The 16,403-nt window shown below is 40.2% G+C and carries 14 protein-coding genes, 1 tRNA gene and 1 other annotated feature; of the genes, 5 read left to right on the top strand and 10 right to left on the bottom strand.

Features of this window, described 5'->3' with window-relative positions; genetic code table 11:
* Positions 1–108: 108 nt before the first annotated feature.
* The 3 genes from FC24_RS02680 to FC24_RS02670 all read left to right on the top strand — a co-directional run bounded on the left by FC24_RS02680 (position 109) and on the right by FC24_RS02670 (position 2,490).
* Positions 109–909: a transporter substrate-binding domain-containing protein gene (locus FC24_RS02680; protein ID WP_057873334.1), complete on the top strand. Its 801-nt coding sequence runs from the start codon at positions 109–111 to the stop codon at positions 907–909.
* 129 nt (positions 910–1,038) lie between these two features.
* Entirely contained in the window at positions 1,039–1,725 is a 687-nt protein-coding gene (locus FC24_RS02675) for an amino acid ABC transporter permease (RefSeq protein WP_057873333.1), read from the top strand.
* Between the two features lie 18 nt (positions 1,726–1,743).
* Positions 1,744–2,490, top strand: a complete 747-nt coding sequence (locus FC24_RS02670; RefSeq protein WP_057873332.1) for an amino acid ABC transporter ATP-binding protein — start codon at positions 1,744–1,746, stop codon at positions 2,488–2,490.
* Positions 2,491–2,589: 99 nt separating this feature from the next.
* On the opposite strand, the gene FC24_RS02665 is transcribed toward FC24_RS02670, so the two are convergent.
* Both FC24_RS02665 and trpS read right to left on the bottom strand, forming a co-directional pair.
* Positions 2,590–3,195, bottom strand: coding sequence for a cyclodeaminase/cyclohydrolase family protein (locus FC24_RS02665; protein ID WP_235807298.1), 606 nt, complete (start codon positions 3,193–3,195; stop codon positions 2,590–2,592).
* Between the two features lie 32 nt (positions 3,196–3,227).
* Positions 3,228–4,244, bottom strand: coding sequence for a tryptophan--tRNA ligase (trpS, locus tag FC24_RS02660; protein WP_057873351.1), 1,017 nt, complete (start codon positions 4,242–4,244; stop codon positions 3,228–3,230).
* Positions 4,245–4,289: 45 nt separating this feature from the next.
* Positions 4,290–4,494: a binding site (T-box leader), on the bottom strand.
* Between the two features lie 213 nt (positions 4,495–4,707).
* On the opposite strand from trpS, the gene helD reads away from it, so the two are divergent.
* Positions 4,708–7,005 carry an RNA polymerase recycling motor HelD gene (gene helD / locus FC24_RS02655; RefSeq protein ID WP_057873330.1) on the top strand — a complete coding sequence of 766 codons (2,298 nt, stop codon included), beginning with the start codon at positions 4,708–4,710 and terminating at the stop codon, positions 7,003–7,005.
* 135 nt (positions 7,006–7,140) lie between these two features.
* On the opposite strand, the gene FC24_RS02650 is transcribed toward helD, so the two are convergent.
* Both FC24_RS02650 and FC24_RS02645 read right to left on the bottom strand, forming a co-directional pair.
* Positions 7,141–7,213: transfer RNA gene (locus FC24_RS02650), tRNA-Thr, on the bottom strand.
* Positions 7,214–7,295: 82 nt separating this feature from the next.
* The gene (locus FC24_RS02645) at positions 7,296–8,018 is read right to left on the bottom strand and encodes a class I SAM-dependent methyltransferase (protein ID WP_057873329.1); all 723 of its coding nucleotides are present in this window, start codon (positions 8,016–8,018) and stop codon (positions 7,296–7,298) included.
* A gap of 131 nt (positions 8,019–8,149) precedes the next feature.
* Between FC24_RS02645 and FC24_RS02640 the strand changes: the two genes are divergently transcribed.
* Positions 8,150–8,995, top strand: coding sequence for a glycosyltransferase family 8 protein (locus tag FC24_RS02640; RefSeq protein WP_057873328.1), 846 nt, complete (start codon positions 8,150–8,152; stop codon positions 8,993–8,995).
* Positions 8,996–9,113: 118 nt separating this feature from the next.
* Here FC24_RS02640 and FC24_RS02635 read toward each other — a convergent pair whose 3' ends face one another.
* The 6 genes from FC24_RS02635 to pdhA are packed head-to-tail and all read right to left on the bottom strand — an operon-like array spanning position 9,114 to position 15,948.
* A complete protein-coding gene (locus FC24_RS02635) occupies positions 9,114–10,127 on the bottom strand; it encodes a lipoate--protein ligase (RefSeq protein WP_057873327.1) in 1,014 nt (337 codons plus the stop codon).
* A gap of 24 nt (positions 10,128–10,151) precedes the next feature.
* Positions 10,152–11,165, bottom strand: coding sequence for a lipoate--protein ligase (locus FC24_RS02630; protein ID WP_057873326.1), 1,014 nt, complete (start codon positions 11,163–11,165; stop codon positions 10,152–10,154).
* Positions 11,166–11,190: 25 nt separating this feature from the next.
* Positions 11,191–12,597 (bottom strand): dihydrolipoyl dehydrogenase, encoded by a 1,407-nt coding sequence (gene lpdA / locus FC24_RS02625; protein ID WP_057873325.1) that lies wholly within the window; start codon positions 12,595–12,597, stop codon positions 11,191–11,193.
* 3 nt (positions 12,598–12,600) lie between these two features.
* Positions 12,601–13,857, bottom strand: coding sequence for a dihydrolipoamide acetyltransferase family protein (locus FC24_RS02620; RefSeq protein WP_057873324.1), 1,257 nt, complete (start codon positions 13,855–13,857; stop codon positions 12,601–12,603).
* Positions 13,858–13,874: 17 nt separating this feature from the next.
* Positions 13,875–14,852 (bottom strand): alpha-ketoacid dehydrogenase subunit beta, encoded by a 978-nt coding sequence (locus FC24_RS02615; RefSeq protein ID WP_057873323.1) that lies wholly within the window; start codon positions 14,850–14,852, stop codon positions 13,875–13,877.
* The gene (gene pdhA, locus FC24_RS02610; protein WP_057873322.1) at positions 14,845–15,948 is read right to left on the bottom strand and encodes a pyruvate dehydrogenase (acetyl-transferring) E1 component subunit alpha; all 1,104 of its coding nucleotides are present in this window, start codon (positions 15,946–15,948) and stop codon (positions 14,845–14,847) included. The genes FC24_RS02615 and pdhA overlap by 8 nt, the downstream gene beginning before the upstream one ends.
* Positions 15,949–16,403: the final 455 nt, after the last annotated feature.

Raw genomic sequence — 16,403 nt, 5'->3', positions numbered from 1 at the left:
TGGTAAAACAAAGAAAATGCAACAACCTAGTTAAAAAGTGACTCAAAATGTTATATACTTAAATCCGTTAACTATTTGTAAGTTAAAAATTAATGAGGTGACCAATAGATGAAAAAGTTTTGGGGAATTTTTGGGATTATTGCAGCCGTTGCTTTGTTAGCTATCGCACCGACTAATGCACCAACACAGGCCGCTAGCAAAGGTGTAAATAGCGAACTTAATAAAAAAGGCACGCTACAAATTGGTTTAGAAGGTACTTATCAGCCTTATGGGTTTCATAAAAAAGGTAAATTAACTGGCTATGAAGTTGACGTAGGCCGGGCAGTTGCAAAGAAATTACACTTAAAACCCGTCTTTGTTGAAACGCAATTTGATTCTTTAATTGCCGGTTTAAATGTGAATAAATACGATCTGGTTTTAAACAATATGGCAATTTCAAATAAAAGAAAGAAAAAATATGGTTTTTCGACCCCTTATATTTACAGTAAATCTGCCTTAGTCATTAAGAAGGGCAATCATAAAATTAAAAAGATTAAGGATATTAAAGGTAAAAAAGTTGCTCAGACAGCTTCCAGTAATAACGCAACGGATGCTAAACGTCTTGGTGCAACAATCGTGCCTAGTACCGGGTTCGAACAATCTATCGAATTGGTTCAACAAGGCCGAGCAGATGGCACCATTAATTCAGTTGAGGCCATCGGTGCTTACCAAAAGCAAAAATCAAATGCCAAAATCAAAGTCATTCCAGCGGGGTCAACTTTAAAGACACAAAAAATTGCTGGTATGATGAACAAAAAAGACAAGAAACTGAAAAAATCTGTTAACAAAGCATTGCGTCAATTGCGTAAAGATGGCACACTAAAATCGTTATCGCAAAAATACTTTGGTACCGACGTTACTAAAAAGTAAACGCACCAGTTGACATCATAAACAGCAAGTCACGGGGTTGTGGCAAAAGTGATTTTGCCGTAACCCCGTTTTATTTACGCTACTTAGTCGCTTAGTACGTTGTACCCGTATATAGAAAGGATGATTTTTATGACCGGCGGAACTTGGCAAATTGTGACTTCTTCGCTACCACAAATTATTACAGCCGCAATTAAGTACACGATTCCATTAACTTTAATTTCATTTACTTTAGGCCTACTGCTTGCTTTATTAACTGCCATCATTCGTTTATCCCCATTACGTGGGCCTTTCCAACTCATCCGCGGAATTTTTTGGGGATATGTTTGGTTATTTCGTAGCACGCCATTATTAGTCCAATTATTCATTATCTTCTTTGGTTTACCAAATTTAGGCATCCAATTTAGCCCATGGGCAGCGGCTATCATCACCTTTACTTTAAACGTAGGAGCCTATAGTTCTGAAACCATTCGGGCTGCAATTTTATCAATTCCTAATGGCCAGTGGGAAGCGGCATTAACTTTAGGGATGACGCGCCGCCAAGTCTTATTGCGGATCATTTTACCACAAGCTGCACGGGTTTCCCTGCCGCCACTATCTAATTCCTTTATCGGTTTAGTTAAAGATACTTCATTGGCTTCTAGCATTACCATTGTTGAAATGTTTACTGTTGGACAACAAATCTCTGCCAAAACCTATGAGCCACTACTACTTTATTCTTTAGTTGCCTTAATTTACTTAATCATTTGCACACTATTAACCATTTTACAAGGTTACTTAGAAAAATGGACATCACGGTATGTTCCAAAACAAAATTAGCATTCGGGAGGGATTAATTTGCTAAAGCTTGAGCACGTCAATAAAATCTATACCGGCCATCATGCCTTAAACGATATTAATGTCACTTTCCCAGAACACCAAACAACGGTGATTGTTGGCCCTTCAGGTTCAGGAAAATCCACGTTATTGCGCTCACTAAATTTATTAGAACGGCCTGAAAGTGGCCGTTATCATTTTGATAATTTAACGTTAGACTTTAAACAATCACTTTCCGAAAAAGCCATTTTAAAGATTCGTCAACAAACTGGAATGGTATTTCAAGATTTTAATTTATTTCCACATTTATCCGTCCAAAAAAATGTGACTGAAGCACCGATTCACGTTTTGAAACAATCACCTGCTAAAGCAAACGCGAACGCCAAAGACTTGTTAGCGCAGGTAGGTTTAGCAGATAAAGCAGATCAATTTCCTGCTTCATTATCTGGTGGACAACAACAGCGTGTCGCCATTGCGCGCGCACTTGCTATGAAACCAAAATACATGTTCTTTGATGAACCAACATCTGCATTGGATCCAGAATTAGAAGCTGATGTCCTCCGTGTGTTACTAAAATTAGCACAAGCCCATGATTCAATGATCGTGGTCACTCACAATATGGAATTTGCCCGGGGCGTTGCTGATCAGATCATCTTTCTGGAAGATGGTAAAATTTCTTATCGTGGAAAACCAGAAGCCTTCTTCACTGAACCAACACAACGAATTCATGATTTTCTTTCAGCAATGAACTTTATGGCAAAACCTTAACGACCATACACTACTGATTAAAAATTTTTACAAACACTAAACGGCACTGTCAACTGTTATCGATTCACGTCGATAGCAATTAGCAGTGCCGTTTGTGCACTAGGTTAACTGCATTAGCACTTGTTGATAAATCTTTTGACAACTTGCAACGTTAGCTGACGCTAAGTGTGCTGTTTGTGCATTTAGTGTCGCTGCATGCTTTCGATTATGCATCAGGCGCGTATTGACATAAACCGTTAATGCAGCCGCTTGCGATGCACTTGAACATCCGGTAGCAGCCACGCCAACGTCACTGACCACTAATTGATTAGCTTGAGTTAGAAGCTGTTCCAACAAAGGCACTAATTGTGCTAATAATTGCAAAGTTTTTAACGGTGCACACACCGCGCCGGCTAACGCTGATTCTAAAATATCCGCTCGCTGTGGGTGTTGTTTTGGCAACCGGTACGCTTGTGCTAAAGGCATAAACCCTTCAGCGTCTGCCTTAATTTGTGCAGTTAATTCATGTTGTAGTTGCTGAACGGTGGTTAATAATTGCTGTAATGCCACTAGGTCTTCGCTAGACTGACACTTCCCATGCGTTAAATTTGCTACCATACTGGTCAAAGCTGCTGCTAGTGCACCGTTTAAAGCACTAACAGCACCACCACCTGGCGTGGGGGCCGCTGAAGCCAATTCAGACATAAATTGTTTCAGTTCCATCATTCCACCTACTTAATTAAATTTAACGTTTATCCTTAACCAAAGTAATTGATGCCAATGGCCGCACGCACTTCAGACAACGTTTGTTGTGCAACCTGATTAGCCTTAGCACTACCTTTTTCTAAAATTGAGTAAACAGCTGCCGGATCCTTAGCATATGTTTCACGTCGTTTTCTAATTGGTGCTAAAGCAGCTTGAATGACTTCATTTAAATAGCGCTTTAATTTAACATCTCCTAAGCCACCAGCTTGATATTGTGCCTTCAATTCAGCTACATAAGCTTTATCTTGTGCAAAAACATCTAAGTAAGTAAAGACAACGTTACCTTCCACGCGACCAGGATCTTCAACATGAACATGCTGTGGATCTGTATACATCGCCATAACTTTTTTTTGAATCACATCTGCCGAATCAGCTAGATAAATCGCATTATTTAAAGATTTGCTCATTTTAGCATTGCCATCTAAGCCAGGCAGACGCCCCTGCCCATGCGGTGGGAAAACACCTTCTGGTTCAACCAATACTGATTTTTGATAAATGTGGTTAAAACTACGCACAATTTCGCGTGTCTGTTCTAGCATTGGTTCTTGATCGTCGCCTACCGGGACAACTTCAGCTTTAAATGCTGTGATATCAGCAGCTTGACTAACCGGATAGATTAAAAAGCCTGCTGGAATACTTTGACCAAATCCCTTTTGTTGGATTTCATTTTTAACTGTTGGGTTACGCTGCAAGCGCGCCACACTAACCAAATTTAAATAGTGCATCGTGAGTTCATTTAGTGCCGGTACTTGTGATTGAACCAGTATCGTCGTCTTAGCTGGATCAATGCCTACCGCTAAATAATCTAAAGCCACCTGTAATAAACTGTGACGAATTTTTTCTGGATCACGGGCATTATCCGTTAGCGCCTGCATATCTGCAATCATAATGTAAGGTTGATATTGACCAGAATTTTGCATCTTGACACGATTGCGTAAAGAGCCAATGTAGTGTCCGATATGTAGTTGACCTGTCGGCCGATCACCTGTTAATAATACTTTTTTTGCCATATTAATCCCCTTTCCTAATAAAAAAGGTCCTATTGATATTGCTATCAATAGGACGCCAAATGTCGTGGTACCACCTAAATTGTGCCGTTTTTCGACACCACTTTTGCTTAAGGCGCAACCACCGCAATCATTACTAATTTTCATCATTGCACTCAAGGGCCCACTCACTGCAGACAGTGCCGTTTCACACCTACCAACGGCTCGCTGAAAACTGGTTGCTGGCAGTTACTTTCCCTTTCAACGTGTTGCCTACATTTTAACGATTTGCTTGCTGGCTGTCAACGACCTATTAATAAGGCTAGTGACTGGACGCTTAAATCTTCCTAGCGTAAAATAGACACAATTGACTAATAAATGATCAATACAAAAGTGTGCCTTAAGACGTTAACTTAATTCATGACTTCATTGATTGAATTAGAAACCTCTTTTGAGCACACCTTTTATCACTAAAGGAGGCCGTTTTTTGGATTCTAAAACAAAAGTAACCGAACAAAAACGCGTCACTGCCATGATTAAAAAAATCGACCAACGGCTGGCCCAAAAACGGCAAGAGTTAGCTCAAGCCCAGCATGAAACCTCCGCCGTGCAACGTAATTACGGTGATAATACCCGAGTCAACATTACCGAAGCAGATGACCGGATTGAAACAAATGCTGCCGTGCAACAACAAAAACAATTGGTCGCACATACTGTTGAAAATGAAGCAATCTTAAAAAAACAAATTAAACAACTTTTAGCACTACGCCAATCACCATACTTCGGGCGAATAGATATTGACGAAGCAGGTGAAAAAGAAACACTCTACATTGGAACAGCTTCATTTATTGACGATCAACAACATTTTTTAATCTATGATTGGCGAGCACCGATTTCTGGTATTTATTACAACGGTACTTTAGGCACTGTTCGCTATCAGACACCTAATGGCACTAGGCAAGCCAAATTACTGAAAAAAAGGCAATTTTTAATTGAGCACGGTCAAATCAAAAATTTATTTGATACCAATGAAACTGTTGGCGATAGCCTCTTACAATATGTTTTAGGTACGGCGCGCAATGATTATATGAAAAACATTGTGGCAACCATTCAACAAGAACAAAATGATATTATTCGCGATACGCACCACGATGTTTTAATGGTTCAAGGAGTGGCTGGCTCTGGCAAAACCTCGGCAATTTTACAACGAATTGCCTTTTTACTTTATCATAGTCGCGAATCATTAAATTCAGAACAAATGATTTTATTTTCTCCTAACCGATTATTCAGCCATTACATTGCAGATGTTCTCCCGAGTTTAGGCGAAAAAAACATCCGCCAAGTCACTTTAGCTGAATTCTTAAATTACCGCTTTTCTGGCTTACAAGTTGAAACATTATTCGACCGTTACGAACAAGACCAAGCTAACTTTCCACCATTAGCGCAACAAATACGCCACTTCAAGGAAAGTTTAGCTTATATGAGTGCCATCGACACCTATTTAGCCCAGCTAAAACCTAGCCAACTGGCCTTTACTGCAATTTATGCTAACGGTCAAGTATTTTTCAGCCAGCAAGAAATTCAAACGATTTACGCACAATTACCGGAAAAAATGCTGGCTGCAGATAAATTCTTAGCCACTAAAAATACATTGATTAAACGTTTGAAGCATAAAATTAAAACAGAAGCCACTGCTGATTGGGTCGCTGCTGAAATCGACATTCTCAGTGATGAACGCTATCGGCAAATCATTGGCCACCATCATTTCACTACCGGTGATGCTGAATGGCGCTTCATTGCAGAAGCAATTGTGCGGAAACGTTTTGCTGTTGTTTATGATGCCCTTTATAATGATTATTTTATCGATATTTACCAACAATATTCAAATTTCATGGCTTCTGTGCCACAGATTCCAGTACCGGCAAAGATCTGGCAAACCATGATGGCTACTTACCGACAACAGTTGGAACGACATTACTTACGACTAGCTGATGCAACACCATTATTATATTTGCGTGATCAATTGACTGGCAGTGGTCAAAACCATGCTTTACAACACCTATTTATCGATGAGATGCAAGACTATACACCTGCACAATTAAGGTACATCCGGCATGCTTTTCCAAATGCCAAATTCACACTATTAGGTGATCGCGCTCAAGACTTGTTCACTGGAGAAAAACAAATTGATTTTCAACGACAATTGCCAATCATTTTTCAAACGAAACGGATCAATGTCATTACCCTCAATAAAAGTTACCGATCAACTTATCCGATCACAAAATTTGCAGCAGCCACGTTAGGCGATAACAACCAAATTGAAGCTTTTAACCGGCAAGGACGGCAGCCACAGCTCATTACAACTTCCACTGCCACTGATAGTTTGCAACAAATCAGTCAGAAATGCCAACAACTACGTTTGCGCCATGAAACCGTCGCAATTTTGACTAAAAATCAAGCAACCAGTGATTGGTTGTTTGCCCGTTTAAAACTAGATAGCGAAACAACTTTATTAACAGATACAGACCGGGCTTTACCTAAAGGAATTGTCATTTTACCTATCTATTTAGCAAAGGGGCTAGAATTTGATGCCGTTATCGCTTATAACGTTGCCAAAAGTCAATTTAAAACAACGCAAGACCAGCACATTTTATATACCATGGCATCCCGTGCGATGCATGAATTAATTTTAATCAGTCAGGGCGGGCCTTGCCGCTTTATTCAGCAAATCCCAACCAAACTGGTGCAACGTCAATCAATTACTAAAAGTCACACAGCACCTTAATTGACACGATCAAAAAACGGTTGTCCCCAAATTATGGAACAACCGTTTTTTGATTAAATTACGTTCCTTCAGGCAGCCGCTGGATATTAATGACTTTAAATCACCATTTTTTAGCCACCATTTAGGTCAATGTTAAGCAGCTTATCAGATTCGAACTGACGACCTCATCCTTACCATGGATGCGCTCTACCGGCTGAGCTAAAGCTGCATCAAACAATCAACACTTAAATAGTATAGCGTAGCTCCTAATTTTGGTCAAGTCACAATTCTCCAACCAATTAAAATCAACCTCATTTTTGTGCTTTTATAATTAACATCATGGGAACGCGTGTAGAAGGTTGCATTTCTGGTAAATCTCGCAACTCCTCAGGTGGTTGTGGTTCAGCTATACGTTGTAATGTAAAACCATTAGTTAGCAAACCATCAATTAATGTGGATAAGGTATGATGATATTTGGTCACAGTAGTGCCTAAAAAATCAGTTTGTCGTTTACCTTCTGCAAAATAATGATCGACTGGCCAATACTTTAAGCTACCATCTGCAGCTTTGATCCATTCTTCATGACCTTCTGCAGTAAAAATTGGATGTTCTATCGTAAATTGAAAAACACCATGCTGATTTAATAAAGCCCGCACCCGTTTGACAACTTGTTGAAAGTTTTGAATATAATGTAACGCAAGTGAACTCAATACAACATCAAACCGCTGTTCAGACTGAAAAGTCGCAATGTCACTTTGAATATAAGTTACCTGAGAATCTTGCGTTTGTTGTCGCGCTTGAGCTAACATTTTATTAGAAATATCCACACCTACTACACAATCAGCCCCCTGTGCAGCAGCATACCGACAATGCCAACCATAACCGCAACCCAAATCCAACACTTTTTTCCCTTTTAAATCCGGCAATAAAGTTTTAAAAGCTGGCCATTCGCCAGCAGCCGCTAGCCCTTTTTGACTTCGCGGCATTTGACTATAACGTTTAAAAAACCGATCATCATCATAAATTGTTGCCATTTTTTTACCTCCTAATCATTAATTCAATAAGATTTACCCAAGCATGCATAAAGGTTGTCAAATTACAGCCAGTTATTTATTATTCCTAATATAAACAATAAATATTAATTTATGAAATTGGGGGAAAGATAATGACTAAGTTAACAATTGTCTCAACTGCAAACAATAAATTTGCCACACCACTCACAATACTTTACCGGTCAATTTTAAGCAACGATACTGTTAACCAATTTGCTTTTTATATCTTTAATGATCATTTAAATGCACAAAATAAAAACCAATTAAAACAACTAGAAAGTGAATTTCCTAACTGCCAAAAAATTAGTTTTTTAACCGTCGATGAACAACTTTTTAAACAAGTAGTCACCGATGAGCGGATCATTAAGGCCGCTTATTATCGAATCTATACAGCCGAATTGCTGCCAGATTTAGATCGCGTATTGTATTTAGATTGTGATTTGATTTGTAATGGCAGTCTTGAAACACTTTGGCAAACCCCATTACACGGTAAAATCATCGGTGCGGTAGAAGATGCCGGGTACGTACCGCGGTTAGCCGAAATGGGTATCCAAGCAAAACAATCATTTTACTTCAATTCTGGCGTCATGTTAATTGACTTGAAACGCTGGCGCAAAGAAAAAATCACCGAAAAAGTCATGACGTTTATTAACCAATATCCAGAAAAATTAAAATACCACGATCAAGATGCCCTAAATGCAGTTTTAGCTGATAACTGGTTATATTTACACCCCAAATATAACATGCAATCACGTTTAATCCGGCGGGAACAAGAGCATCCATTAGCACCAGCAGAAATTTTAGCAGAAGAAGCACGGCAAAATCCAATATTAATTCACTATTCTGGTCGGAGCAAACCTTGGTTAACCTTTGGAGTCCGTCCACACCCATTACGGCGGGAATACTGGCGCTATGTGCCCACTACGCAACCCCAATTTCCAGGCCAAAAAACTGGCTAATTAACATGGAAAATACAAACGACTAACTTTCTGTTGTCTACCATAACAAAGACGAGACAGTTCACTAACGTGAATTGTCTCGTCTTTTTGGCCGCTAACAACTACTTTATTATGGCCCTTATTCAACTAATAAGTTGAGCAAATCTGTTTCTGGAATGCCATTAAAATACTTTTGTGTGTCGACTTGCTGTAACACTTGTTCCACATGTTGCCGATCATAAACCACGCCTTTAAGCTTTTCAGCCAATTCTGACGCATCGCCAGCACCAAAGAAATCGCCATAAAAAACCACATTAGCAATTTTACCATCGTGAATTAAGAACCGGGCATCAATGGTCCCCATGTCAAAATGCTGCCGCTTTTTAACCGTAAATTCTGGTGAATGACCATAGACCCAATCCCAATTATCATAATATTGTTTACGGATTTTAGTGATCTCTTTTTCATCTTCTGGTGTTAATTGATACGCATGTGGTTTTGCTGCTGCAAGGCTATCAACACCTAAAAGCCGCTGAATCAATAAGTCACGAAACTGTTCTGTCGTGATATCCGCATATTCAGGAGACAAATACGGCCGTAAATTAGTTACCCGACTACGTACTGATTTAATTCCCTTGGATTTAATTTTATCTTCAGGTACATTAAGCGCATGAGTTACTACATTTAAATCAACGTCCAACATTAACGTCCCGTGGGAGAAAGTTTTACCACGTTTTGTATACATGGCACTACCGGAAAATTTTTTGCCATCGATTAACATATCATTACGACCAGAAACTTCGGCAGAAGTTGCGCCTAATTCGTGCAACGCGTCCACAATTGGTTGTGTAAAAGCTTTAAAATTACCAAATTTTTCGTCTTTGGCATCCACAACAAAACTAAAGCAGAGATTACCTAAATCGTGGTAAACGGCCCCACCACCAGATAAACGCCGCGTTACCGTAATATTGTGTTCGCGAACGTATTTTTGATTTACTTCTTCCAACGTATTTTGGTTACGGCCAACAATAATGGATGGCCCTTCAATATAAAATAACAATAAAGGCGCATCGAATTCTTTTTCATTCATTAAATATTGTTCAGTCGCTAAATTCTGACGAATATCACGCGACTTCATTGCGATATAATACATGTTTACCGTCCTTTACTCAATTCATTATTCTGTTAATAAGTTTAATAATGCAGTTTTCGCAATCCCATTAAAATACTGTTGAGTATCGACTTGTTGCAAAGCTGCAGCAACGTGTTGTCGATCATAATTGACGCCTTGCAGACGTTTTGCAAGTTCACGTACATCACGTGTGCCAAAGAAATCACCGTAAAATGTAACGTTAGCAATTTTACCTGCCTGAATTAAGAACCGGGCATCAATGGTCCCCATGTCAAAATGCTGCCGCTTTTTAACCGTAAACTCTGGCGAATGACCATAGACCCAATCCCAATTATCGTACAACTGTTGTCGCAACGCAGTAATGCGCTGTCGGTCAGTTGCAGTTAATTGATACTCATATGGTTTAGCAGCCGCTAAGCTCTCGACACCTAAAAGCCGCTGGATGAGTAAATCTCGAAACTCCGGCGTCGTAATGTGCGCGTATTGAGGTGCTAAATACGGCCGTAAATTAGTTACCCGGCTACGAACAGACTTAATTCCTTTAGACTTAATTTTATCTGCAGGCACATTCAAGGCTTGGTTAACGACATTTAAATCGACGTCTAACATCAGCGTACCGTGAGAGAAAGTTTTGCCAGCTTTAGTGTACATCGCATTACCAGAGAATTTCTTACCGTCAATCAGTAAATCATTGCGGCCGGAAACTTCGGCAGAGGTTGCGCCTAATTCGTGCAACGCATTAATTATCGGCTGCGTAAAAGCTTTAAAATTACCAAAACGATGTTTATTCTGATCAACCACAAAACTAAACGACACGTTTCCTAGATCATCATAAACCGCACCACCACCTGATAAACGGCGTGTAACCGTAATGTTATGCTCACGGACATACTTCTGGTTTACTTCTTCCAGCGTATTCTGATTACGCCCCACGATAATTGAAGGTGACTGAATATAAAACAATAACAAGGGGGCACCAAAATCTTTTTCGTTCATTAGATATTGTTCAGTTGCGAGGTTTTGCCGAATATCCCGCGATTGCATTGCAACATAGTACATGTTGATCGTCCTTTAATTTTTTCCTTTAAATGTTAGTTGGTAGACCCAATGCAACATCAGCAGCATCAGAAATTGTTTCACTGAGAGTTGGATGTGGGTGAATTGTCAGCGCAATATCTTCTGCATTAGCGCCACTTTCAATCGCAAAAGTTAGTTCAGCAATTAGGTCGCTTGCACCAGGCCCAGCAATCTGTGCTCCTAACAACATCTGGTCTGACTTACGAACAACTAAGCGAACAAATCCATCTTTTTCACCTAATGAAAGGGCACGACCATTTGCCATGAATGGGAATTTAAAGGTTTGCGCCTCAATACCAGCCGCTTTAGCTTCCGCTACTGTCATTCCGGTAGTTGCCAATTCAACATCAGTGTAGCAAACTGCTGGCATTGCATGGTAATCAACAATATCTGATTTACCAGCAATCGCAGCTGCTGCCACCTTACCTTCATAACTTGCTTTATGTGCTAAAGCTGCACCGGGAACAATATCACCAATGGCATAAATATTAGCTTTATTCGTCCGACCTTGTTGGTCTACTTTAACTAATCCCTTTTCGCCCATTTCAATGCCAGCCTGCTCAAAGCCCAAATCATCTGTATTTGGCCGCCGACCAACAGTGACCATAACATAGTCAGCATTAAGCGATTGAACTTTTTGATTCAATTCATAATCCACTTTAACGCCATTATCCGTTTCAGTCGCTTGCTTAGCCATTGCACCTGTCACAACATCGATATTCAATTGCTTAAACCGTTTTAAGACAACTGCAACCATATCTTTTTCATAGTTTGGCAGGATAGAATCAGTGCCTTCAAGAATTGTGACATGAGACCCTAAATTAGCATAAGCACTCGCTAATTCACAGCCAATATAGCCACCACCAATAATGACAAAATCTTTAGGAATTTCTGGCAAATTCAAGCAGCCAGTAGAATCTAAAATTCGACCACCAAATTTAAATCCAGGAATTTCGATTGGCCGACTCCCTGTTGCCAAAATCAGGTTCTTAAAGGTATAAGTTTGAGCTTTATCTTTCTCAACAACCCGCAAACTACGATCATCCTTTAAGAAAGCTTCTCCGCGAATGACATCAATTTTGTGTTTCCGGAATAAACTAGACACACCACCAGTTAACCGCTCGACGACTTGATGCTGTTTCCAATCTTGTGCTACGCCGAAATCAAGTTTTGTATTTTCGTTAGAAATACCTAATGTCTTGGAACCTAATGCTTCTTGATAGCGATGACCAATGGCAATTAAAGCTTTTGATGGAATGCAACCAACGTTTAAGCAAACACCACCAATAAATTCACGCTCAATCACTGTCACTTTTTGACCAAGTTCAGCTGCACGGATTGCAGCAACATACCCACCGGGGCCAGAACCTACAACTACTGTATCTAAATCAACTGCAAAATCGCCTACAACCATACTTTACCCCTCCATCAATAATAATTCTGGATCTTGTAATAAGCCTTTTAACCGATTCATTGCTTCCTGTGCCGTTGCACCATCAATTAAGCGGTGATCAAAGGATAAGGATAATTTTAGCATCCGGCCAACAACAATTTGCTCATCAGCATTAACGTATGGTTCTTTCTTAATGAAACCAACGCCTAAAATAGCTGATTCTGGATAATTAATTACTGGCGTGAACCAGCCACCACGCATAGATCCAATGTTTGTAATTGAAATCGAGCCATGATTCATTTCACTAGCTTTAAGCTTACTGTCCGCTGCTTTCTGTGCATTTTCAGCAATTTCCTTAGCTAAAGTGAAGATACTTTTAGTTTCTGCTTGTTTGAGTACTGGCACATACAAGCCGTGATCAGTGTTGGTCGCAATGCCAACGTTAAAGTAATGGCGGTAAACAATTTCTTGTGTTTCATTATCTAAAGAAGCATTGAAAATTGGGAATTCACGTAAAACAATCACTAATGCCTTAACGACATAAGGCAAGAAAGTTAATTTAATGTCTTGCTTAGCTGCAGCATCCTTAAATTTCTTCCGGTGTGCCACTAGTTTAGAGACTTCCACATCATCAAATAAGGTGACATGCGGAATGGTGTGCTTGCTGTTAATCATTGATTTTGCAATCGCCTTGCGCATCGGCGTCATCTTTTCACGTGTTTCTTGATCACTGATCCCAGCTGGTAGTGGTGCTGGTTTATCGGCTGTAGGAGCTGATGCAGTAGATGCCGCAGGTGCTGGTTGGCTACCACCCTTCAAAGCTTGATCCACATCCGACTTTGTGATTTGTCCATGACGACCAGTTCCTTTAACATTGCCAAGATCAATTTGCTGATCACGTGCGTATTTCCGAACAGATGGCATTGCCAAAACAGGGAAATGATCAGTAGTTGTTGTTTCAGTTGGTGTTGTTGGTTGTTCAGGCTGACTTTCTGGTGCGCTAGTCGATTCGTTATCTGCAGTGTCTTCAGCCGCCACTTTATCAGTCGTCATAATCTCAACCAGCGGCTGACCTACTGTAGCCGTACTATCTTCATCAACTAAAATTTTACTGATTTTACCAGTAACCGGTGACGTGATATCTTCAACTGATTTATCGTTTTCAATTTGAACTAAATTGTCGTCTTCTTTAATTTCATCACCTGGTTTAACATACCATTGGGTAATTTGACCTTCCGTCATACCTTCCCCAATGTCTGGTAATTTAAATTGATATGCCATGCATTGTCACTCCCTAACTAAAATTCACGAACTTTCTTAACTGCTTCAACGATATCATTACTGTTAGGCAACCAGTCAGGTTCAGCCTCAGCAAATGGATAAGGTGTATCTGGTGCCGCAACACGGCTAATAGGTGCATCTAAATATAAAATGCCTTTTTCAGCAATTTCAGCAGCAACTTGTGCCCCAACGCCTGCTTGACGTTGTGCTTCTTGTACTACAACGACGCGACCAGTTTTTTTAACCGACGTTAAAATGGTTTCAACATCAAGTGGTGCAATTGTGCGCAAATCAATCACTTCAGCAGAAATGTTGTTTTTAGCCAGTTCATCTGCTGCCTTCAAGCTTTCTCGAACCATTGCACCATAAGTGACAATGGTAACGTCATTGCCTTCGCGCGCTACCGCAGCTTTATCTAACGGAACTGTGTAGCTTTCATCCGGTACTTCTTCACGGAATGACCGGTATAACCGCATGTGTTCCAGAAATAAAACTGGGTCTTCAGAGCGAAGAGAAGAAATTAATAAGCCCTTAGCATCATAAGGATTACTTGGAACAACTACCCGAATACCCGGAAATTGCGTAATCAATCCTTCAAAACTATCAGAGTGCATTTCTGGTGTTTTCGCACCGCCACCAAAAGCAGAACGGATCGTGATCGGTAGATGGCGGCTACCATCCATTCGATAACGGAAACGTGACATTTGACCACCAATTGAATCCATTACTTCAAACACAAAGCCGAAAAATTGTATTTCTGGTACTGGATGCCAGCCTTGTAATGCCAAACCAATTGATAAGCCACCAATACCGGATTCTGCCAATGGTGTATCAAATACACGATCTTCACCATGTTTTTCCTGTAGGCCTTCAGTAGCACGGAAAACGCCGCCATTTTTACCCACATCTTCACCGAAAACTAATAGTTTATCATCATGTGCTAATTCAAGGTCTAGCGCATCGGTGATCGCTTTGATCATTGTTTTTTTAGCCATTTTGCGCGTCCTCCTTTGCTTTATATGCTGCAATTTGTTCTTGAATATTTTGCGGTTGAACAGCATAAGTGTTTTCTAAGAAAGTTGAAATTTTTTGTTTTGGAACCGCATCCGCTTCTGCCAATGCTTGTTTAACATCTGCTTTTGCTTGATCAATAACTGCATTTTCTTTTTCCTCTGACCACAAGCCTTTAGCAGTCAAATAGTTACGCATCCGAATTAATGGATCACGTTCTTCCCACTTAGCTGTCAAATCTTTAGTCCGGTAACGGCGTGGATCATCACCCGATAATGTGTGAGCTCCGTAGCGATAAGTCATCGTTTCAATTAAGACAGGACCATTTCCTGCAGCAGCAAAATCACGTGCAGCTTTCATCACTGCATAAACTGCTAATGCATCCATACCATCTACTTGAACACCTGGAATACCAGCTGCAACAGCCTTTTGAGCTAACGTTGGCGCAGCTGTTTGTTTAGCCCGAGGAACGGAAATCGCAAAGCCATTGTTTTGCACTACAAAAACTGCAGGCGCTTTGAAGGCACCAGCAAAGTTGATTCCTTCATAAAAATCCCCTTGTGAAGTACCACCATCACCAGTATAAGCATAAGCAACTTGACCACTTTTATTTTTCTTAATTCCTAGCGCTACACCGGCAGCCTGCACGTACTGCGCACCAATAATAATTTGTGGTGGAACCGCTTGTAATTTTTCAGAATAATTATTGCCAGCAATGTGACCACGTGACCACAGAAAAGCTTGTGCCAAAGTTAAGCCATGATGAACTAATTGTGGCACATCGCGGTAGCCAGAGAATAAGAAATCATCTGGTTGCATTGCAAAATTACTAGCAAGCTGGCTAGCCTCTTCACCAGCAGTTGGCGCATAAAACCCTAACCGGCCTTGCCGCCCTAATGCAGTCGAACGTTTATCTAAAGTCCGGGTCCAGACCATTTGTGTCATTAGTTCAACCAATTGGTCATCAGTTAAATCTGGCATTAAATCCTGATCAACAACATTGCCTTTTTCGTCTAGCACTTGTTGTTCTGGGAAATTATTTTCAGTCGCTAAAATAGCTTTGAAATCGATTTTGCCCATGTGTAATTCCTCCTTATTGCATTAGCAAAATATTATATAGTGTATTAATAATTAAAAACAGATCTTTAGGCGGTTAGGCGATTATTTTCACAAAGTAAAAATAGGATTCGCATAATATCGCCGTTTAGCCCCGGTAAGCGCTTAAAAAGATTGCTCAGTTGTACACTATACAATTTCACTAAACTGTTTTCTACTTCAGCATAGCACAATCTGAAAACGCCTGCAATAATCATGAAAATTTAAATTAAAGTTTGTTGGAACAACCATGATAAATATACATTTTAGCAAACGTACGTTGAAAATTATTTTCTAAGCGCTTACCAACCAGCGTTACAATAACATAAAAAAACGGTCGAGTCAGTTGAATTGACTCGACCGCTTATTTTGTTAGCGTGGCAACGACCTACGCTGGCAGGGGGTGCTCCCCCAACTACCCTCGGCGCGAAGCAGCTTAA

This window comes from Loigolactobacillus rennini DSM 20253 (assembly GCF_001436505.1).
Classification (GTDB): Bacteria; Bacillota; Bacilli; order Lactobacillales; family Lactobacillaceae; genus Loigolactobacillus; species Loigolactobacillus rennini.
The sequence above is the reverse complement of the archived record's forward strand: the minus strand, read 5'-3'. Positions and strand labels throughout refer to the sequence as shown.

What these genes read in the sequence shown, in the direction of transcription:
- FC24_RS02675 (WP_057873333.1), top strand. Translation starts at nt 1,039, where the DNA reads ATGACCGGCGGAACTTGGCAAATTGTGACTTCTTCGCTACCACAAATT.
- FC24_RS02680 (WP_057873334.1), top strand. Translation starts at nt 109, where the DNA reads ATGAAAAAGTTTTGGGGAATTTTTGGGATTATTGCAGCCGTTGCTTTG.
- lpdA (WP_057873325.1), bottom strand. Translation starts at nt 12,597, where the DNA reads ATGGTTGTAGGCGATTTTGCAGTTGATTTAGATACAGTAGTTGTAGGT.
- FC24_RS02630 (WP_057873326.1), bottom strand. Translation starts at nt 11,165, where the DNA reads ATGTACTATGTTGCAATGCAATCGCGGGATATTCGGCAAAACCTCGCA.
- FC24_RS02645 (WP_057873329.1), bottom strand. Translation starts at nt 8,018, where the DNA reads ATGGCAACAATTTATGATGATGATCGGTTTTTTAAACGTTATAGTCAA.
- pdhA (WP_057873322.1), bottom strand. Translation starts at nt 15,948, where the DNA reads ATGGGCAAAATCGATTTCAAAGCTATTTTAGCGACTGAAAATAATTTC.
- FC24_RS02640 (WP_057873328.1), top strand. Translation starts at nt 8,150, where the DNA reads ATGACTAAGTTAACAATTGTCTCAACTGCAAACAATAAATTTGCCACA.
- FC24_RS02620 (WP_057873324.1), bottom strand. Translation starts at nt 13,857, where the DNA reads ATGGCATATCAATTTAAATTACCAGACATTGGGGAAGGTATGACGGAA.
- trpS (WP_057873351.1), bottom strand. Translation starts at nt 4,244, where the DNA reads ATGGCAAAAAAAGTATTATTAACAGGTGATCGGCCGACAGGTCAACTA.
- FC24_RS02635 (WP_057873327.1), bottom strand. Translation starts at nt 10,127, where the DNA reads ATGTATTATATCGCAATGAAGTCGCGTGATATTCGTCAGAATTTAGCG.
- FC24_RS02665 (WP_235807298.1), bottom strand. Translation starts at nt 3,195, where the DNA reads ATGATGGAACTGAAACAATTTATGTCTGAATTGGCTTCAGCGGCCCCC.
- FC24_RS02615 (WP_057873323.1), bottom strand. Translation starts at nt 14,852, where the DNA reads ATGGCTAAAAAAACAATGATCAAAGCGATCACCGATGCGCTAGACCTT.